We start from the raw sequence: 21562 nt of genomic DNA on the forward strand, positions 1-21562 counted from the left end.
CGCGCCCGTCAGAAGTGCGGAAGGAGCATCCCGGCCAGTTGCCCGGCCGCGCGGATCAGGCGGCGTCCGGCAGCGCGCGGGCGCCCCGCCGTTCCACCACCGAGACCAGCCAGCAGGTGAGGAAGGCCAGCGGCATTGAGATGAGGGTGGGCGGATCCAGGCTCACCACCGGCGCGGCGAAGCCGAACACCTTCACCCACATGGAGGGACCCAGAATGGTGAGCCCGACGGCCGCCAGCAGCCCGATGCTGCCGCCGGCGATGGCGCCGCGCGTGGTCAATCCGCGCCAATAGATGGACAGCACCAGCACGGGGAAGGTGGACGAGCAGGCGATGGCGAAGGCCAGCGAGATCATGTAGGCGACGTTCTGCCCCTGGAAGGCGATGCCGAGCGCGATGGCGAAGAGGCCGAGCGCGACCGTGGCCATGCGCGAGATCTTCAGCTCCCGCGCCTCGTCCACGCGACCCTTCAGGACCACCCGGGCGTAGAGGTCGTGGCTCACGGCGGAGGCCCCGGCCAGCGTCAGCCCCGCCACCACCGCGAGGATGGTGGCGAAGGCGACCGCCGAAACCAGCCCCAGCATCACGTCGCCGCCCAGGATGCGGGCGAGGTGAATGGCCACCATGTTGACACCACCGATAACCTTGCCATCCGCGCCGACGGCGGAGGCATCACCGGACAGGATCACGATGGCGCCAAGGCCGAAAATCGCGGTGGCGGCGTAGAAGGTGCTGATGAAGGCCGTTCCCCACACCACCGAATTGCGGGCGGCGCGGGCATCGGGGACGGTGAAGAAGCGCATCAGGATATGCGGCAGCCCGGCCGTGCCGAACATGAGCGCAAGCGCCAGGGACAGGGCCGAGAAAGGCGACCGGGAAGCGGCCTCCGGCGCGAGCACGCCGGCGCCCCGCGCATGGGCCGAGGCAGCCCCCTTGAGCAGGGCCGACAGGTCGAAGCCGAACCGCTGCAGCACCAGCACCGCGATCAGCGCGCCACCGGCCAGCATGAGGCAGGCCTTCACGATCTGCACCCATGTGGTCGCCATCATGCCGCCGAACATGACGTAGCAGATCATCAATGCGCCCACGAGCGTCACCGCCACCTTGAAGTCGATGCCGAACAGCAGCTCGATGAGGGCGCCGGCGCCGACGATCTGGGCGATCAGGTAGAAGGCGATCACCACCAGCGAGGCCACCGCGCCGAAGATGCGCATGGGCGTTTCATCGAGATTGAGGCTCACCACGTCCGAGAAGGTGAACTTGCCCAGCTGCCGCAGCCGCTCCGCCAGCAGGAACACCACGATGGGCATGCCCGTGGAATAGCCGATGGCATAGATGTAGCCGTCAAAACCCCTGGCGAAGATCAGCCCCGTAAGGCCGAGGAAGGCGCCGGCGGAAAGCGCGTCGCCGGCAAGGGCAAGGCCATTCTGCAGGCTCGTGACATTGCCGCCCGCGGCATAGAAGTCGTTGGTGCCCTTGGTGTTGCGCGCCGCCCACCAGGTGATGGCGAGCGACAGCGCCACGATGGCGAGAAAGCACCCGATGGCGAGCATGTTCATCGCGCCGCCCCTTCCGCCGAGAGCAGGGAGCGCCGCGCGAACGCGGCGTCTTCCCGCCGGTTTGCGGCCACCGCATAGCCCACGGTCAGCACGAAGCCGAGGCCGATCACCCCAAGCCCGAGGGCGAACGCCCAGTTGAAGGACCCGCCGGGCAGGACCGGCGCGGCCAGCAGCTCCGGCGCGAAGGCACAGAGCGCGGTGAAGGCGAGATAGAAGCCGCTGAGAATGGCGGTGGCGGAAAGGCCGAGCGCGGCGCTCCCCCCGGGGGACGCGTGCTGCGGGGTGGTCTGGAAGGTCATGTTTTTGTTCCCGTCTTTGGAAGGCCGACGCGCGCGCCGCAGCCGTCCTCCGAAGCGGAGCGCATGCGCGTCACGGAATGCGGCGCCGCGGTTGGGAACGGGTCCGGCCGCCGATTGCCTCATTTATGATCAGATTTTCCCCTGATCATTTTCGAGGCTAGCAATGGCTTTGACATTCGGAAAATGCTTTGATTTGATCTTAGTCATCTGAAAATGAGATGACTGATGCAGAGCGCCGACCTCGAATTTTTCCTCGCCGTGAGCCGTGAGGCCTCCATCGGCGGGGCGGCGACGCGGCTGAACACCGCCCAGTCCAACGTCACCAGCCGCATCAAGAAGCTGGAGGCCGACCTCGGCGTCATCCTGTTCGAGCGGCATTCGCGGGGCGTGAAGCTCACCTCGGCGGGCGAGCGGCTTCTGCCCTTCGCGGCGGAGGTGGGACGCCTGCTGCGCGAGGCGCGCCTGTCCGTGACCGCATCCGACCGGCCGCGCGGGCCGCTGCTGATCGGCGCCATGGAAACCACCATGGCGCTCCGCCTCAGCGACCGCCTGGTGAGCTTTTCCGGCCTTTATCCGGATGTGGACCTGACCCTGCGCACCGGCACCACCGCCGAGCTGACGGAGCTGGTGCTGCAACAGGAGCTGGAGGGCGCCTATGTCTGCGGGCCGGTGGCTCACCCCCGCCTTGTCGCCCGCCGGGCGTTTGAGGAAGAGCTCACCGTGGTGGCGGGACCGGATGTGCGCACGCTCGATCTCTTCGCGGATCGCGGACAGGCGAACATCTTCGTTTTCCGTCGCGGCTGCTCCTATCGCCAGCGCCTGGAGCAGCTCCTGGCGCGCCGGAACATCGCCGTGGCGCGCACCCTCGAATATGGCAGCCTCGACGCCATCCTGGCCTGCGTCTCCGCCGGCATGGGGCTGACGCTGCTGCCGGTCGACCTCGCCGCCGCCCAGGCGCGCAAGCACGCCGTCTCCCTCCTGCCCCTGCCGGAGGATGAGGCAAAAGTGGAAACGCTCTTCATCCGGCGGGCACAGGTCTACGTCTCGCCCGCGCTCACAGCCTTTCTGGATGTGGCGAAGCTATCGGCCGGCGGCGCGCCGGAAGCGGGCAACGCCGCCGCAGCCTCTTCGCTCTGACCAGCAAGGCCACCCTGCGAGGCACGGCCTCATGGTCGTGTCTCGATGGATCAGGAGCCGCGAAACCGAAGACGTCGACCTCGCGCCAACAATCTTCAACCACCGGCATGTCACACCGTCGCGGCGCGACGGCCAGCTGATCCGCCAGGTGCGGATCACCGCGGGGGAAATGACCGACCCTCTTGTTTTTACAGGCATCCCACACGCGAACCGGTTCCCGCTTCGTCGCCCCCTCGGCAGGTCCCCTGCCCGCTTGGCGCCTAGCGAAAGGACAAGCCGATGCCGCCCGGCATCGGCCCTGCCCTCGGGCGACAGGTGGGCTGAACGGCGCATCCGTCGCTTCTACCAGCGGATGCGCAATGCGCCGCTGGCGCCGGCGCTGTTGTAGCCCTGCGCCAATTGGGCATCGAAGGCGGCGGTGAACGACAGGCCCGCGCCGGCGGCAAGCTCGATGCCCGCATGAATGTCCGCAGCGTCGCTCACAGTGGGCAGAGCGTTGCTGGCGAAGGAGAAGCCCGGCAGCTCGGAGAAGCTGCGCGGCACGTCCCGATCCGGACTGAAGTCATGCATCCACGACATCCGCAGGAAGGGGGTCAGGGTGCGCCTGTCATCGAGCGTCCAGTGGGCATCGAGCTGCGTGCCCAGATAGAGCGGCAGCGCGGTGATGGAGGTGGCGTCATAGCTCAGCCCGGGTCCCCGGGTCGCGAACAGCTCGGCGGCCGAACCCTGCCACAGCTGCATGGGCTGGAACGCCGCAAACGGCGTGACCTTGGCCGTGCTGCCGGGAATGGCGAAGGCATAGCCCACCTCCAGCCGCCCGCCCAGAACGGTGCTGTCGAAGCCGGAATCCGTGGACAGAGCGAGGCCCAGGCCGTTCAGGTTTCGGCCCATGGAGGTGTGGCCATATCCCAATGCGGCGGTGGCCGACACATAGGCCGGCCCGGCCACATAGGCGCCGTAGAGGCTGAGATTGCCGTAGTTCGTGCTGGTGCTGGCGCCGTAATCGGACGCATCCAGGCTGGAGAACGAATAGTTCACCGCGCCGCCAAGCAGCAGCGGTGCATCCGGCAGCTCCCCGTCGAGCCCCATGGTGGCCCCCACCGTGCTGCCGGAAATGCCGCCGCCCCAGGTGGCTGTGCCCATGGGCGCGAACCAGAAGCCCCGGCCGAACGCCGCCGCGCCCTCGCCCTGCTGTGCCATGGGGGCGACCCCGACGCCGCTTCCGGTGCGCCAGCGATCGATTTCCCCGGTCACCGCGAAAAGGCTGGATGCCGTGGCGTTCATCATCGCCATGGGCACGAGGGAGGCCGCATTGCCGGAGACGATGTCATAGGCGCCGCCCAGGCTCGCCGCGTCGGGCACGTCGAGCAAAGCGGGGACGATGCTCTCGAACAAGGGCGAGGACCCTCGGTTCTGAATGGCGCCGATCAGCGCGCCCGTGAGCTGGCCGCGTTCGGAGAGGCCGGCGGGGGTGAAATCGACGGCGGCGCCCAAAGCAAGGCCGCCGCCGGCCGGCTGGAGGCTGTAGCTCAAGATGGCCGTGTTGCCCGCCACCGAGAGCGCATCGAGGTCGATCCCGCCTTGGGCGGAGAAGAAGGAGGCGGAGAAACGGCCCGGCCGCGCATGGGCCGGGTCCATCAGCGCACCGCGCACGGTGCCCGACAATTGGGCCGAGCCGGTCACCACATAGCTGTCCGCCTGGGTGGCGTCCTGATCCATACGCACCACCAGCGTGCCGCCCGCCTTCTGCTGGAAGTCGCCGTCGATAACGGTGGTGCCGACGCTCGCCAGACCACGGGCCAGGGTGCCGGCATTCACCAGCAGGCCGGTTCCGCCCAGATCCAGCGCGCTGCCGGCCACGAGGGTGCCGGAGGCGAGGTTCGTCACCAGGTTCGCGGCCCCCGCGGTCAGGGCGAGGTCGCCGATCAGGACGCCGCCATTGGAGATCTCGGCGAAGCCCGCGGTGGTGCGGATGGCCAGCCCACCGGCGCCGTCCACGGTGCCGAGCGTGCCGAGATTGGTGATGTAGGTCTCAAGGCCGTCGCTGGTGATGGCGGTGCCGCCGGCACCCCCCACCACCGAGGCGCCCGAGGCGATGGTGATGATCGGGTCGCCATTGCCCTGGGCCAGGATGCCGCTGGCGCCAGAGCCGGTGACGGTCACCGAGCCGCCCGTATTGACGTTCACCGTCACCTTGCCCGAGCTGGAGGTGGAACCGTTCACCAGCTCCATGGTGGTGCCGTTCATCACCAGCCCGCCGCCATTGCTGGCCGATTGGGCAATGACACCCGTCGCGCCCTTGCCGGTGGTGGCGACGGCCGCGTTGATGTTCACCGTCACCGCGCCGCCGACGCCGCTGCCGGACGGCGTGTTGCTGGTCAGTGTCTCGTTGTCGGCCAAGGCTGCGCCGCCCCCACCGCCGATGGATTGGGCGAGCACACCCACCGCATTGGTGCCGGAAGTCAGGATGGCTCCGCCCACGGTGACATCGACCGTGCCGCCGTCGCCGGAAGTGCTGCCGCCGGAGAAGACCACGTTGTTGGAGGCCACGCCGATGCCGCCGCCGCCACCGATGCTCTGCGCGATGATGCCGAGCGCGGTCGAGCCGGCCGTGGCTATGGTCCCTGCGGTGGAAACGGAGACGCTGCCGCCATCGCCTCCGCCACTGCCGCCCAAGGTCAGGGTCTGCGCTTTGGCGAGGACCATGCCGCCACCGCCGCCGATGGATTGAGCGACGATGCCGTGAGCGTATTCGCTGGTGGTGGTGGTGTTCCAGCCGTTGATCATGGAGGCGCTCACTGCGCCGCCATTACCGCCGGCGCTGCCGCCGAGGGTGACGGTGCCGGAACTGCTGCTGCTGGAAACATCATCCATGACACGAGCCGCGACACCGCCGCCGCCCGCGATGGATTGAGCAACGATGGCCACAGCCCACTTGCTGGCGGTGCTGACATTGTTGCCCGTCAGCAGGCTCACCGTGCCAGCGGCGGCGCTGGCGGAGCCCGTCGCGCCCAGAGTGATCGTGTCATCGGTGGTGACGACGGTGGAGCCGTCGCCGCTGGCGAGCACACCGGCGACGCCGCCGCCACCGGAGATGGACTGCGCCACCACACCCAGGGAGGCAAGGCCCAAGGCGGTGACGGAGCCGTAATTGTCGAGCGTCACATTGCCCGCCGTGCCGCCGAGGCCGTTGGAGCCGCCGAGGGAAAGGGTGATGCTGCTGGTGGCGGCGCTGCCAGTGATCTCGGCCGATCCCGAGGCCAGTCCGCCACCCCCGGCGATGGACTGCGCCAGCACCGCCGGGGCCAGCGCGCCCGAGGTGGATGTGGACATCCAGTTCTGAACGCTCACCACGCCACCGGCGCCGCCGCCACTGCCGCTGCCCCCGAGGGCGATGCCGGCCGCATAGCTGGCGGAGCCGCTATCGGACGAGGCGGAGGCCATCACGTCGCTGCTGCCGCCAGCCCCGCCACCGCCGCCAATGGATTGCACCAGGAGGCCGATGGCGCCCGTGCCGGCGGTGAAGACCTGGGCCGAGTCGGTGGAGACATCCACCTCCCCGCCATCGCCGCCCGAACTCCCTGCCCCGCCAAGGGCGAAGGTGGCGGTGACATCGCCAGATCCAGTCGCGCTGCCATTGGAACTGCCGCCGATGCCGCCACCGCCGCCCACCGACTGGGCCACAAGGCCATGGGCGAATGCGCCGGCGGTGGAAAGCTGGATGACGCTGTAATAATTGTCGTAGGTCAGCGAGACCGCACCGCCGTCGCCCGCCGCGCCTCCGGTGCCGCCCAGAGCGAGCGAGGTGGTCACATGCCCGCCGCCGCCCGCGCCCGAGGTCGACGATCCGCCGAGGCCGCCGCCGCCACCCACCGACTGGGCGATGATGCCCGCCGCGTTCGCGCCGGTGGTGGTGATGGCCGCCCAGCCGCTGGCGGAGACCGAGCCGCCGTCATTGCCGGTGCCGCCCGATCCCCCGAGGCCCAGGCCGGCAGCGATGTTGCCGCTCGAGGCGCTGGAGGTGGAGGAGCCCCCCGCGCCGCCACCGCCGCCGATGGACTGGGCGAGGATCGCCGTGGCGCCCGCGCCGGACGTCACGAGCGCCGCCGTGGCCGACACGCTGACGCTCCCGCCCGTCTGCCCGCTGCCGCCGGAGCCGCCGAAGGCCAGCGCGATGTTGGCGTCGCCGCCACCCGCCGTGGTCGAGTTGGCGGCTCCCGCGAGGCCGCCGCCGCCGCCCACCGACTGGGCGAGAATGCCATAGGCCTGGAGACCCGACGTGGTGATCGCCGCCTCGCTGTCCACGCTCACGCTGCCACCGGTGCCGCCCGTTCCGCCCGTGCCCCCGAGCCCGAAGGAGAGCGCATAGGTGCCGCTATTGGCATTGGACGTGACCGCGCCGCCCGCGCCGCCGCCGCCGCCCACGGACTGGGCGAGAATGCCGGTGGCGTGCATGCCCTGGGTGAGGATGCTGGTAGCGGAGGTCACGGAGACGTCTCCGCCCGATCCGCCCGCGCCCCCGGAGCCGCCAAGCCCCATGGCCAGCGCTACGCCGCTCGATGCGGAAGACGAGGTGCCGGAGGACGAGGCCGATGCGCTGGCGTCGCCCGATCCGCTGCCGGCCGTCGCCGCTCCCGTGAAGGCTCCACCTGATCCGCCGCCGCCACCAATGGACTGGGCGAACACGCCATAGGAGGCGTCTCCCAAGGTGGTGATGCCGAGCGGCACGCCGGAATAGCTGTCGGGCGCGTTGAGGGTGACGGTCACAGTGCCGCCGTCGCCGCCTCCCGCGCCGCTGCCGCCCAGGCCCAGCGCGAGGGAGACCGTGCCGCCGGACCCCGACGTGCTGGAGGAGGCGCCGCCCGATCCTCCGCCCCCACCCACCGATTGGGCGAAGACCGCGCTCGAATTGTCGCCCGCCGTGTAGAGGGTGCCCTGGCTGGTGACGCTCACGCCGCCACCGGTGCCCGCGCCCGATCCCGAGCCGCCGATGGAGAGGGACAGGCTGCTTTCGCTGGCGGAGGAATTGACGGTGCTGGACCCACCATTGCCGCCGCCGCCCCCCACCGATTGCGCGAAGATGGCCGGCGAATTGGCGCTCGAGAGGCTGGTGGTGGTGCCGGTGAGGTCGACGCCCGTGACGATGATGTCAGCGTTGGTCACGCTCACCCCGCCGCCGGCCCCTCCGGTGCCGCCGCTGCCGCCGAGGCCCATGGCGAGGGAATAGCCGCCGTCCGATCCGGCCTGGCTGCCGCCTTTGTCCCCCTGCTGGCCGGCGGCCGAGGAAGTCTCGTCGCCGCTGGCGGAGCCGGAGAGGCTGCCGGTGGAACTGGAGGCGGAGTTGGAAGATCCGCTCGACGGGGTGACGTTGGAGCTGGCGAAGCTGGAGCCGCCATTGCCCCCGCCCCCGCCCACGGACTGCGCGAAGATGCCCGCCGCGTTCGCGCCCAGCGTATTGACATAGCCGACCTCGGAGCTGCCCACGGTCACGTCCACCGTGCCGCCATCGCCGCCGCTTCCGCCCGTGCCGCCGAGACTCATGGCGATCGCGGCCTGTCCACCGCTGCTCGCGGTGCTGGAGGACGACCCGCCATTGCCGCCGCCACCGCCCACCGATTGGGCGAAGATGCCCGCGGACCCCATGCCGGTGGTCGCGAAATAGCCCGTGACGTCGACGCTGACCGTGCCGCCGGCGCCGCCATTGCCGGCCCCTCCGCCCAGGCTGAAGGAGGCGGCATAGGAATCGCCGTTGGCGTTGCTGGCAGCCGAGCCGCCATTGCCGCCGCCGCCGCCGATGGACTGGGCCAGGATGGCGGAGGACTGGTCCCCGAAGGTGTAAATGGAAGAGATGGAGGAGATGGTCACCGTGGCGCCGTCGCCACCGGCCCCGCCGAAGCCACCCAATGTAACCGACGCGGCTATGCCCGAGACCGCGCCGTCATCGCTGCTTTCCGGCGCGCTGCTGGAGCTGCCCGACACCGCCGAGCTCACATTGCTGGCGGTCTGCCCGGCTCCGGCTCCCGCCACCGATGTCACGCCCCCCTGGAGCTCCTGGCCCTCGCCTGCATCGCTGGTGCTGGAGGCGGCGCCGCCATTGCCGCCGCCGCCGCCGATGGACTGGGCCAGGATGCCGGAAGACAGGAGGCCATAGGTGATGAGGGTGCCGCCGCTGCTCACGCTCACCGCGCCGCCCGCCCCTCCACCATCGCCGAAGCCGCCGATAGCGATGCCGGCCGCATAATCATTGCTGGAGGCGCTCGCCTGCGACCAGCCGCCATGGCCACCGCCGCCGCCGATGGACTGGGCGATGATCGCGCTGGAATGGGCGCCGGTGGTGGTGATCTGGCCGGACGTGAGGCTCTCATTGGATGCGACGCTGACGGTGCCGCCGGTCCCGCCCTCCGCGCCGCCGCCGCCGATGGCCACCGCCACCGAGGCGGTGCTGGCGACCGCATTGGCATCCGCCGAGCCGCCATTGCCGCCCGAACCGCCGATGGATTGGGCGATGATGCCCGCCGACTGGTCGTTCACGATGCCCGAATAGCCGGTGAGAATGGAGCCGGCCTGCACCACCTGAACCCCCGCGCCATTGCCGCCCGAAGCGCCGCTGCCGCCGATGGCGACGCTCGCCGCCATGCCATCGGTCTCATCCGGCGTGCCGGACAGGCTGAACACGCGGCTCGATCCGCCATTGCCGCCGGCCCCGCCGATGGACTGGGCCAGGATGGCGGGGGCAAGGGTGCCATCGGTATTGATGTCGGTGGCATAAACGCTCACCGCGCCCGCCATCTGGCCCGAGCCGCCGCTGCCGCCGGTGGCCGCCGCGCCGCCCACCGAGACCTTGGCATCGCCGCCGCCCGTGGAGCCGCTGCCGCCGATGGCGAACCCGCCATTGCCGCCATTGCCGCCGATGGATTGGGCGAGAATGCCGATCGACTGGGCCATACTGGTGGCGATCGCCGCGTCCGACGTCACCGTCACCGTGCCGGACCCGCCACCGGACCCGCCATTGCCGGCGATGCTGACATCCGCCGCGAACACGATGGAGCCCGCCGCGCCGGCGCTGAAGCCGCCATTGCCGCCATTGCCGCCGATGGACTGGGCGATGATGCCGGGCGAGATCAGGCCGTTGGTGATAATGGGCGAGTTGCTGTCCTGCAGGACGGTGACGCTGCCGGCGGTCCCGCCGCTGCCGCCGTCACCACCCAGCGCGACCGCGGCCGATGCGCCGCTCGCCAGCGAGCCCGCCACGTCCCAACCGGCATTGCCGCCCGATCCGCCGATGGACTGCGCCATGATGCCGGGCGACTGGGAGCCATTGGTGATGAGCGTGATGTTGGTCTGCGTCACGCTCACCGTGCCCGCCGATCCGCCGCTGCCTCCACCGCCGCCAATGGCCACATTGGCCGCGACCCCGCTGTCCAGCCCGCCGCCGACCGCAAAGCCGCCCGCGCCGCCTGTGCCGCCCAGCGACTGGGCGATGAGGCCGCCGGACATGGGGCCTAGGAGGCTCACCAGACCACTGTTGAAGATGGTGACCGCGCCGCCTGCGCCGCCCGAACCGCCACCGCCGCCCACTTCGAGGCTCGCGCCGTCGGAGCCCGACAGGGAGGCGCCGACCGCGAAGCCGCCCGCGCCGCCGCCGCCGCCGATGGACTGGGCGAGAATGCCCGGTGCATTGCCATAGAGGGATGCGGTGCCCGCCACCTCGGTGGTGGTGGTGACGGTGGAATAGGTGGTTACCGGAACCTGCACCGTTTCATAAATCGGCTCCATCTCCTCATAGCAGAGGGTAATGGTGCAGCTGTAGACGGTCTCATAGCCCACCACGACATTCTCGGTCTCCACGGTGGTGGTTGCGACCTGCGTCGTGGTGGACAGCGTCACCGTGCTCGGCACGATGATGGAGTTGTAATTGTCGACCGTCACCGCACCGGCGGAGGAGCCGTCGCCGCCGCTGCCGCCCACCGCCAGGCTCGCCGAGCCGTCGAGGCTGGCATTGCCGGTGGCGGCAAAGCCGCCCGCGCCGCCGCCGCCGCCGATGGATTGGGCCAGGATGACCGCCGCGCCGCCGCCGGAGGCCGTGAGCGCCCCCCAATTGGCGATGGTGACCTCGCCGCCATCATTGCCACTGCCGCCGCTGCCGCCGATGGAGGCTGCGACCGCCGCGGAAAGGGACACGTCCCCGTCGATGCTGTTGCCGCCAGTGCCGCCGCCCCCGCCGATGGACTGGGCCACCAGCGCGCTCGCCCCGACGCCCGTGGTGGTGATGGCGCCGGTGCCGAAGGACGAGCCCCACAGATTGCTCTCATTATAGAGCACCACCGTGTTGGCCGCGCCGCCGGCGCCGCCCGAGCCGCCGATGGAGATGCCCACCGCAAGGGCGCCGCTGCCGCCGCCGGAAATGCTCGATCCGCCCGAACCGCCACCCCCGCCGATGGACTGGGCCAGGATGCCGTGAGCCCGGACGCCACTCGTGGTGATGACGCCGCCGGGATTTTCCGCGATGACCACATTGCCGTCACCGCTCGCGCCACCCGAGCCGCCGATGCTGGTTGTGATCGAAACGGCGTACGCCACATCGCCCGAGAAGCTGGCGCCGCCCGAGCCGCCGCCGCCGCCGATGGACTGGGCGAGAAGCCCGATGGAATCATCACCCAGGGTGGTGATGTTGGTGCCGTTGGTGCCGCCGTAGATGATGCCGCCCGCGCCGCCGGAGCCGCCCGAGCCGCCAAACGACAGGGCCACCGCCCCGCCCGCGCTGCCCGACAGGGACGCCGCATAGCCGCCCTCACCACCGCCACCGCCAATGGACTGGGCGATGATGCCGGGAGAGACCGCCCCGCCGGTGGAGATGGTGACGCCGGACAGGAGCGAGCTTTGGAAATAGGCCGACGAGGTCCCCGCGCAGGTGCCCGCATTGCCGGAGGTCGCCAGCAGGCCGGACACGCTGGTGCAGTTCACAGCGATCGCCCCGCCGTCGCCGCCGTTTCCACCCGAGCCGCCATGGCTGATGGCCACCGCCGCGACCGCCGACAGCGCCAGCGAGACCGCGCCGCCGGCCGCGCCGCCACCGCCGCCGATGGACTGGGCGAGAATGCCGGCGGAATTCACTTCCAGCGTGGAAATCGAAGCCGAGTTGGAGACGAAGACGGAATCCGCATCGCCGCCATTGCCACCCGCCCCGCCCACCGCGATCGAGCTGCCCACCACTGAGCTTGCAATGCCGAAGCCGCCGGTGCCACCGCCGCCGGCGATGGACTGGGCCTGGATGCCGAAGGCGCTGCCGGCGCTGCTGGAGGGCGGGGTGCTGGTGCTGCAGGCATTGCCGGTGCAGATCACGCCGCTATTGATCACCCCCACCGTGCCGGCATCGCCACCGCCGCCACCATCGCCGCCCGTGTCCGTGCCGCCGAGCAGGACGCCCGTGACACCGTCGCTGAAGGCGAGCCCACCCGTTCCGCCGGCCCCGCCGATGGATTGGGCGGCGATGCCGATGGCCGATGCGTTGGTGAGGTTGATGAACCCGGAATTGGTCACCGAGACGGCGCTACCGCTTCCCCCCGGGCCGCCAGTGCCGCCCAAGGCGTTCAGGCCATAGGAAATGCCCGCATCGCCACCGCCGCCACCGGCCGACTGGGCCTCGATGCCGCGCGAGCCCGCGCCATTGGAGGTGAGCGCGCCGGAATTGGTGACAGTGACCGTGCCCGCGCTGGCGCCATAGCCACCGGAGCCGCTGCTGCCGCCGCCGCCGAAGATCCAATAGCCGCTGCCGCCGCTGCCCGCATTGGCGCCATAGCCGCCGACACTCTCAGCATAGATGACGATGGCATCCTGGGCGGTGATGGCGGCGGTGTTGTCGAGAATGGCCGCGCCGCCCACGCCGCCCCAGCCGCCATTGCCGCCCTTGCCGCTGCCATCGCCATCGCCGCCGGCGCCCCCATTCCCGCCCGCGCTCAGGACGGCGATGCCCACCGCTCCGGTTTGGGTGGTGGTGATGGACACGGAATTGGTCAGCTGCGCCGTGCCGCCGTCGCCACCCGTGCCGCCCGAACCGCCCCAGCCGTTCATGGACTCCGTATTACCGCCATTGCCGGCCTGGCCGCCGTGGCTGTAGACGATGATGCCGCTGCCGGAGAAGGCGTTGCCCGAGCCACCTTTGGTGGTGATCGTCACGGTGCCGCCCGGCTCGCCACCGGCGCCATTGCCGCCATTGACCTCGCCGGAATTGCCGCCGGTGCAATTGCTGTGGCCACCGGTGCCACCGGACCCGCCGGTGCTGCCGATCAGGGCAAATGTACCGTCATAGCTGCCGCCGGCGGAGAGATCGTTGGTATAGGTTTCCGTGATGTCCGGTCCAGGCGAGCCCGAATGGCCGCCACCGACATTCGCGTAGAGGCCGTTGCTGTCCGGACAATTGTATCCCGCACTCCCGCCCGAGCCCTGTGCCTCGTCCTTGGGAATGTAGTAGTTCGGGCCGACGGTGACGTTGCTGGTCTGGGCGTAGGCGGACAGGCCGCTCGACGCCAGGGCGAGAGGCACGACACTCGCCAGAACCGCGAGCCCGTTGAGCCCATCCGCGGCAGTGTTCGACAAGCTCTTGCGCGACATGACCGCCCCACGCCTTTTGCCACGCAAAATGCCGCAGGCACGACTTGCCAGCCCAACAATACGCAGCCCCTCGATTTTAGAAGCTAGGCCGGAACAGCGCGGCGGGGCGATGCCGATTTTTAACCCGATGCCCCAGCGTCCAGACGCAACGAAACATGAGCGAAAACGAGCACCGCGGGCACCACTGGAAATTAAATGTCAGTACACTTTATATTTACGGACTATATGCGTAATTTTATGATGAAATTATATTATTTAGTCGGGACACTAACTGGCCTTCCGAAATGTATATGGAGGCCACGCCTTGCTCGCAGAGCGGCCAGGGGACGCATGGGCAGGCAATTCTCCGCCCCGACCCGCAGGCATGTATTTCATGACTTTCGCGTGGAGCCTTCCGCCATCGACGAAACCCGCAAAGAGATCCCCACCTGGGGCAGGGCGCGGCGGAGCCGCCCCGTGAAGGTTGGTCAAGAATGATGTAGCCACGCCCTCGCATGGCTTTACGCGCGGTCGCATCGGTGTGCGGAGCTGGCATGCCGGTAGCCAGCAACGTTACCGGCACACGTTTTGTCGCAAGGGATGCTCCGAGCCTCGGCCAGCCCGCCCAAATCGGCAACCACTGGCGAGATCCGCCATGAAAGCCACCTCCAAGGATCGTTCCAGGAAGGCCTTCAAGCGGGCCCCACTCCATCACCGGCCAAGCCTTTCCCGATGGCAGGAACGGGGCGGCGCGCTGGTGCCCGGCGCGGCAGTCCAGTTCGAAACGACCGCACGCCAAAGCGACGTGATCGGCGAACGGGAACCCCTCACGGTGGGAGGCGCCGATATTGGCATCTGCGAAGCGGAGCGGACGCTGATCTCGCCGCGGTCCACCCCACGACAGGCCACACCGAAGCTTCGACAACGGCGTGCTATCGACATGAAACCATCGGGAAGAGCCGCAAGGCTGCGTCATTCGCAAGGAGAAGCGGAGCAAGTCGTCAACGCAAGCGAGAAACGCGGCGCCCGCCGTTCAGCTCAACGGCAGTCCGACAAGCCCTTGTCACAGCTCGCGAAATTGGAGCGGGCGATGGGAATCGAACCCACGACATACAGCTTGGGAAGCTGTCGTTCTACCACTGAACTACGCCCGCATCGAAGCGCACCATAGACAAGGCTCCCGCCTCTCAGCAAGTGCCAAGCCGCATTTGCCCACACGCTTCGTGGACCCACGCCAATGGTGGCGCCATCGCGCTCGGTCCGCGCTTCCGTCCGCGGCCGCGCAGCCGCATCCTGTCCCCGGCGCAGCCCGCATTGCTTGCGGGGCGGGCGCGTCCCTCTCCCTTGGCTCTTGTGATCGGGCGCCACCCGTGGCACCTGTGCGCCGCACAAAAGGAGACGTTGGCATGGCTGAAGGCATCCCGGCGGCGAACCCGGTCGGCGCGCCCCCCCTTATTGCCGGGCTTTCCACATTCGCCGGAGAGTACGACATCATTCTCTGCGACGTGTGGGGCGTCGTGCATAATGGCGTGCATGCCTTTCCCGCAGCCTGCGCGGCGCTCGGCCGCGCGCGGGCGGGTGGCGCCAGCGTGATCCTGGTTTCCAATGCGCCGCGGCCCAACAGCGCCATCGTCACCATGCTGGACGGCTTCGGCGTGCCGCGCACCAGCTATGACGGCATCATCACCTCCGGCGATGTCACCCGCACCCTGCTTTCCGCGCGCGGCAAGGCCAGCGTGTTCCATCTGGGCCCCGAGCGGGACCTCAGCACCTATGACGGGCTCGACGTGGTGCTGAGCCAGCTGGAGAGCGCCGATGTGGTGGTCTGCACCGGCCTGTTCGACGACAATGTGGAAACGCCGGACGATTACGCCGGCATGCTCAGCGAGATGAAGGCGCGCAATCTGCCCTTCATCTGCGCCAATCCCGATCTGGTGGTGGAGCGCGGCGACCGGCTGGTCTATTGCGCCGGCGCCATCGCCAAGGCCTATGAGGATCTTGGCGGCGAAACCGTCTATTGCGGCAAGCCCTATCTGCCCATCTACGAAACCGCACTCGCCTTGGCGGAGAAGCTGCGCAAGGGGCCGGTGGACAAGGCCCGCGTGCTGGGCATCGGCGATGCGCTGCGCACCGATATCGCGGGCGCCAACGGGGCCGGCTTCGACAGCCTCTTCATCGCCGGCGGCATCCATGCGGCGGAGCTGAAGGCCGTGGATGGCGCGGTGCCGGACACCGCCTCGCTCGCCGCCTTGTTCGAAGGCCATGCCCACCCGCGCGGGGTGATGCCACGCCTTGCCTGGTGAGGCCGCGCAAGCGCCGGCCGGCGCAGGCTTCCCTTGACGGGCCTGCCCGCCTGTGCCTAGAGCCTGCGGTCGTCAGGGGCGCCATGGTCCGAAAGGCTGTGTGGCCGGAGACGCCGCAGGGCCGCTAAAACAGTGTTCCGCCCACATCGGGTTCCCACGCCGCCGAGGGTTCGCACGCCGCCGATGCCTGTTTCCCCCTCTCACGCCTTCCTCGTCCTGCGGGGGCCGGATCGGCTCCCGGACAGCCTGTCGCACCCGGTGCTCGCCATCGGCAATTTCGATGGGGTCCACAGGGGCCATCGCGCCGTGTTCGAGACCGCGCTGGCCATGGCGCAGGCCAAGGGCGTGGCGGCGCTCGCGCTCACCTTCGAGCCGCATCCGCGCAGCTTCTTCAGCCCGCAGACCGCGCCCTTCCGCCTGACGCCGGAAGCGAGCAAGCTGCGGCAGATCGAGGCGACGGGCCTTGCCGGCGCCATCGTGCTGCCGTTCGACCACGCCCTTGCCACCATGGAGCCGGAAGCCTTCGTGCGCGACATCCTGGTGGGGCGTTACGGGGTCAGCGGCATTTCGGTGGGGTTTGATTTCCATTTCGGCCGGGCGCGCGCCGGCTCTCCCGCCTTTCTCGAAGGCGCGGGGCGGCGGCACGGTTTCGACGTGACGGTGGTGGACCCCATGCGCGACGAGGACGACCCCATTTCCTCCACCGCCATCCGCAAGGCGCTGGCCGCCGGCCAGGTGGGCCATGCCGCCCACATGCTGGGCCGTCCCTTCTCGGTGAATGCCGAGGTGCGCCATGGCGACAAGCGCGGACGGACCATCGGCTTTCCCACCGCGAATCTGGCGCTGCCCGGCAATATCGAGCTCGCCTTCGGCATCTATGCGGTGCGGATCACCACTTCCGACGGACAGCGTCATGACGGAGTGGCCAATTTCGGCCGCCGCCCCACCTTCGACAATGGCGCGCCCCTGCTGGAGGTGCACATCTTCGACTTTGCCGGCGATCTTTACGGCCAGCGCATCGAAGTGGAGTTCCACGCCTATCTGCGGCCGGAGCTGAAGTTCGACGGCATCGACGCCCTGGTGGCCCAGATCGTCGAGGACGCCCGCCGCGCCCGTGAGGTGCTGGCCAAGGTCTAGGCGGATCGACATCCAGCGCGCGTGGCGCGGCTAATGTCCCACGACCGTGCTCCTCATGGCGCAGCCCCTTCTCCCGGTTGCGGCGGGAGGGCTGGGGTGGACAACACGCTGAAAAGATGGCCCCGGCGGCGCGACGAAGGGCAACGCCTCGAAAAGTCTCAAAAGTGCTGAAGTTCCAGTCTCTGCGCCACTGAGGCGGTCTGGACCGAGGCGGTCTGGACCGAGGCGGTCCTGCCCCGCCCTCACCCTCCCCCGCAAGCGGAAGAGGCAACGCGCCCCGGCAAACCGTGCCTCTTAAATGTCGATCGGACCCGGGGGCTTGGGCATTCGGAGCCTGGGGTATTCGGGCCTTGGGTAGCAGAAGCCTTGGATATCCGCCGTCTTGCGCCTCTCCGCCTTCGCGGCGCCCGCTGCGACCGAGTCGCTCCGGGGTCTCGTCGCCCGGACGCCCCCAGACACGCAGCGGCTCAGCATCGGGCGAACGCCTCCGACCGTGGGCAAGCTGCCCGCAACACAGCTGCGGGAATGCGCTAACACGTTGATATCGCGCAGTCTTGAGATTACGCACGACGCGTCCCGCCGCCTGAGATCTCCTCTCGCGCGGCGCCGAGTGATTAGCCGCACCTTAACCGTATTGGGCGCACAGTGGCCGCAATCATCGTCGATCGTGCGCCGAGGCTGCCCATCTTGCCCGCCCCCGTTCCCGCGCCGGCCTCCGTGGAGGACCGCCGCTCGCCCTTCATCCGCCTGGCCGAGCTTCTCGCCGGCATCGAGCCTGGTCGCGCGCCACTGAGCGCCGCGGTGGGCGAGCCGCAGCACACCATGCCCGATTTCGTGGGGCCGGTGCTGGCGGGCAACCTCGCCGGTTTTGGCCGCTATCCCCGAGCCGAGGGTACCCCGACCTTCCGCGCCGCCGCCGCCCGCTGGCTGGAGCGGCGCTATGCCCTCGCCCGGCCGCTGGACGCGGATCGCGAGGTGCTGGCCCTCAACGGCTCCCGCGAGGGGCTGTTCTCCGCCGCCATTGTGGCGCAGCGCCTGGCGGCCCCGCGCAAGCTGGGGCCCGGGCAGAAGCCGGCCATGCTGCTGCCCAATCCATTCTATGCCGCCTATGCCGCCGGCGCGGAGGCGGCCGGCTGCGAGGCCGCAGTGCTGCCCACCACTGCCGCCAGCGGCTGGCTGCCAGACCTCGACGCCCTTGACCCCGCTTTGCTCGACCGCACGGTGGCCATCTACCTCGCCTCCCCCGCCAATCCGCAGGGGGCCATCGCCTCCCCCGCCTATCTCGAACGGGCGCTGGAGCTGGCGCGGCGCCACGGGGCGTTCCTGTTTTCCGACGAGTGCTATTCCGAGATCTATCTCGGCGCGGAAAAGCCGGCCGGCATCCTGGAGGTGGCCAAGGGCGACTTTACCGGGGCCATCGCCTTCAACTCCCTGTCCAAGCGCTCTTCCCTGCCCGGCCTGCGCTGCGGCTTCTGCGCCGGCGATGCCGCCTTCCTCAAGGAATTCCTGGCCTTCCGCTGGGTGGCGGCGCCGCAGGTGCCCGAGCCGCTGCAGGCGGTGGCCGTGGCCGCGCTGGAGGATGAGGCCCACGTGGCCCATTCCCGCGATCTCTACCGTGCGAAATTCGATCTCGCCGACACCATCATTGGCGATCGCTTCGGCTATTCACGGCCCGGCGGCGGCTTCTTCCTGTGGCTCGATGCTTCCCACCTGCGGGGAGCGGCGCACACCGGTGGCGAAGCCGCGGCGCTGCGGCTGTGGCGCGAACAGGGGCTGCGCACGGTGCCCGGCGGCTACCTCGCCCGCCGTGATCTTTCCGGCTCCAACCCAGCCGAGGACTGGCTGCGCGTTGCGCTGGTCCATGACATTCCCACCTCGGAAGAGGTGCTGAAGCGCCTCGTCGCCGGCCTCGCCGCCGGATCGGACTGAAGGAGATCTGCGCCCATGCCCGCGACCTCCAGCACCGCCCGCCGCTCCGCAGACGCGGTCATGCATACGCGCATGCAGCCGCAGACGGCGCGCCTCGACCTCATCCCCGAAGTGCTGCGGCAGGGGGTAAAGCGGCGCAGCCGCGAGATCATCGGCGTGGGGCTCGCCATTGCCGGCGTGCTCGCCACCGCCGCGCTCGTCACCTGGTCGGCCTCCGATCCGAGCTTCTCCAACGCCACCGACTCGGCGGTTCACAACATTCTGGGCCGGCCCGGCGCGATCCTGGCCGACCTGCTGATGCAGCTGTTCGGGCTCGCCTGTCTCGCCATCGTGCTGCCCCTCGTCTACTGGGGCTGGCGGCTCATGACCCATCGGCCCTTCGGCCGCGCCAAGCTGCGCATCACCGCCTGGGCAGTGGGCGTGGTGGGGGCCTGCGCCTTTCTCAGCGCCGTGCCGCGGCTGGGCACGTGGCCCACCACCACCGGCCTTGGCGGCGTGATCGGCGACCTGTTCGGCCGCATCGCGGGCTTGTTCGGCACCGGCATGGTGGAACCCGTCGGCCAGACGCTGGTGGGCGCCATCGGCGGCGTAGTTGGGGCGTGCGCGCTCTTCCTCGCCTTCGCCGGCGGGCGGCGCACGCCGCTCAAGCCCGCGGACGCCCTGTCCGACGGCGATGACGCGGACGAGGATGACGAAGACGAGGACGACGGCACCTCCGTGTCCCTGGGCGCGCTCACCCACACCATGCTTTCGCTGAAGGCCCGCGTGCTCGGCTCCCACAATCTGGCCGCGCTGGCGCCCTCGGGCCTGGCCCGCGACCCGCGCGAGCGCGACAGCTCCGACCAGCGCGTGGAACCGCGCATGAGCGGGCTGGGCGGCGAGGCGCCGCACCGGGGCGGCGAGGAGGCCGAGCTGGAAGAGGATGCGGAGCTGATCGCCGAAAGCGCCACCACCCGGCGCCGCCGCGGGGCCCGCAAGCAGGCCGGCCGCAAGGGCCACTACCAGTTCCCGCCGCTCGATCTTCTGGCTCCGCCCGCGGCCAGCAAGGCCCCCGCCCTCACCCCCGAGGCGCTGAAGGAAACCGCCGCCCTGCTCGAAGCCACGCTGAAGGATTTCGGCGTGCGCGGCGAGATCGTGGACGTGCGCCCCGGCCCGGTGGTGACCCTGTACGAGCTGGAGCCCGCGCCCGGCATCAAGTCCTCCCGCGTCATCGGCCTCGCCGACGACATCGCCCGCTCCATGAGCGCAATTTCGGCCCGTGTGGCGGTGGTGCCGGGCCGCAACGCGATCGGCATCGAGCTGCCCAACGACAAGCGCGACAAGGTGCTGTTGCGCGACCTGCTGGCCACCAAGGATTTCGGCGATTCCGGCCACAAGCTGGCCATCAGCCTGGGCAAGACCATCGGCGGCGATCCGGTGATCGTGGACCTCGCCCGCATGCCGCATCTGCTGGTGGCGGGCACCACCGGGTCCGGCAAGTCGGTGGCCATCAACACCATGATCCTCTCGCTGCTCTACCGGCTGAAGCCGGAGCAGTGCCGCCTCATCATGATCGACCCCAAGATGCTGGAGCTGTCGGTGTATGACGGCATCCCCCATCTGCTCTGCCCGGTTGTCACCGACCCCAAGAAGGCGGTGGTGGCCCTGAAGTGGGCGGTGAAGGAGATGGAAGACCGCTACAAGAAGATGTCCAAGCTCGGCGTGCGCAACATTGACGGCTTCAACGCCCGGGTGCGCGAGGCCGCCGAAAAGGGCGAAACCGTCTCCCGCACCGTGCAGACCGGCTTCGACCACGACACCGGCGAGGCCATCTATGAGCGCGAGGAGCTCAACCTGGATGCCCTGCCCTACATCGTCGTGGTGGTGGACGAGATGGCCGACCTGATGATGGTGGCGGGCAAGGAAATCGAGGGTGCCATCCAGCGCCTCGCCCAGATGGCCCGCGCCGCCGGCATCCATCTGGTCATGGCCACCCAGCGCCCGTCCGTGGACGTCATCACCGGCACCATCAAGGCGAACTTCCCCACCCGCATCTCGTTCCAGGTGACCTCGAAGATCGACAGCCGCACCATCCTGGGCGAGCAGGGCGCCGAGCAGCTGCTCGGCCAGGGCGACATGCTCTACATGGCCGCCGGCGGGCGCACCCGCCGCGTGCATGGGCCCTTCGTGTCCGACCAGGAGGTTGAGGACGTGGTGAAGCACCTCAAGGCCCAGGGCGTGCCCGCTTACATCGAGGCCGTGACCGCCGAGCCGGACGATGACGACGAGGACGGCGCGGTGTTCGACAAGGGCGGCTTCGGCGAGGAAGGGCAGGATCTCTACTCCCAGGCCGTGTCGGTGGTGATGCGCGATCGCAAGTGCTCCACCTCCTACATCCAGCGCCGCCTGCAGATCGGCTATAACCGCGCCGCCTCCCTGGTGGAACGCATGGAGAATGAGGGGCTCGTGGGCGCCCCCAACCATGCGGGCAAGCGCGAGATCCTGCTGCCGGAGGAAGCGGCGGAATGAGCCCCGGCGCCCCCGCCGCCCGCCACGCCGCTTTTGGCCGCGCGACGGTCGCGGACGCCGGGCGGGCAAAGGCGGCAACGCGCCTCGCTCCCACCATCGCT

Annotated in this window: 8 protein-coding genes and 1 tRNA gene; 5 read left to right on the plus strand and 4 right to left on the minus strand. The window is 69.6% G+C overall.

Annotated elements, in window-relative coordinates:
- Positions 1 to 55: 55 nt before the first annotated feature.
- The gene (actP, locus tag L0966_RS09030) at positions 56 to 1558 is read right to left on the minus strand and encodes a cation acetate symporter (RefSeq protein ID WP_234051560.1); all 1503 of its coding nucleotides are present in this window, start codon (positions 1556 to 1558) and stop codon (positions 56 to 58) included.
- Positions 1555 to 1857, minus strand: a complete 303-nt coding sequence (locus L0966_RS09035; protein ID WP_234051561.1) for a DUF485 domain-containing protein — start codon at positions 1855 to 1857, stop codon at positions 1555 to 1557. The genes actP and L0966_RS09035 overlap by 4 nt, the downstream gene beginning before the upstream one ends.
- A gap of 225 nt (positions 1858 to 2082) precedes the next feature.
- Here L0966_RS09035 and L0966_RS09040 point away from each other — a divergent pair, with 225 nt between their 5' ends.
- Positions 2083 to 2994 (plus strand): LysR family transcriptional regulator, encoded by a 912-nt coding sequence (locus L0966_RS09040; protein ID WP_234051562.1) that lies wholly within the window; start codon positions 2083 to 2085, stop codon positions 2992 to 2994.
- Positions 2995 to 3336: 342 nt separating this feature from the next.
- Here the strand turns inward: L0966_RS09040 and L0966_RS09045 are convergent, their stop codons facing one another.
- Together L0966_RS09045 and L0966_RS09050 are read right to left on the minus strand one after the other, a co-directional pair.
- Positions 3337 to 13605, minus strand: coding sequence for an autotransporter outer membrane beta-barrel domain-containing protein (locus L0966_RS09045; protein ID WP_234051563.1), 10269 nt, complete (start codon positions 13603 to 13605; stop codon positions 3337 to 3339).
- A gap of 1058 nt (positions 13606 to 14663) precedes the next feature.
- Positions 14664 to 14738 (minus strand) — tRNA-Gly (locus L0966_RS09050).
- A gap of 252 nt (positions 14739 to 14990) precedes the next feature.
- Here L0966_RS09050 and L0966_RS09055 point away from each other — a divergent pair.
- The 4 genes from L0966_RS09055 (at position 14991) to L0966_RS09070 (ending at position 21461) form a co-directional block, all read left to right on the plus strand.
- Positions 14991 to 15887 carry a TIGR01459 family HAD-type hydrolase gene (locus L0966_RS09055; protein ID WP_234051564.1) on the plus strand — a complete coding sequence of 299 codons (897 nt, stop codon included), beginning with the start codon at positions 14991 to 14993 and terminating at the stop codon, positions 15885 to 15887.
- A gap of 183 nt (positions 15888 to 16070) precedes the next feature.
- Positions 16071 to 17024, plus strand: coding sequence for a bifunctional riboflavin kinase/FAD synthetase (locus L0966_RS09060; protein ID WP_234051565.1), 954 nt, complete (start codon positions 16071 to 16073; stop codon positions 17022 to 17024).
- Between the two features lie 687 nt (positions 17025 to 17711).
- Positions 17712 to 18953, plus strand: a complete 1242-nt coding sequence (locus L0966_RS09065) for an aminotransferase class I/II-fold pyridoxal phosphate-dependent enzyme (protein ID WP_234051566.1) — start codon at positions 17712 to 17714, stop codon at positions 18951 to 18953.
- A 72-nt stretch (positions 18954 to 19025) separates the two neighbouring features.
- Positions 19026 to 21461: a DNA translocase FtsK gene (locus tag L0966_RS09070; RefSeq protein ID WP_234051687.1), complete on the plus strand. Its 2436-nt coding sequence runs from the start codon at positions 19026 to 19028 to the stop codon at positions 21459 to 21461.
- Positions 21462 to 21562 lie beyond the last annotated feature (101 nt).

Origin of the sequence: Xanthobacter sp. NM-59 (assembly GCF_021401125.1) — a bacterium.
Taxonomy (GTDB): domain Bacteria; phylum Pseudomonadota; class Alphaproteobacteria; order Rhizobiales; family Xanthobacteraceae; genus Xanthobacter.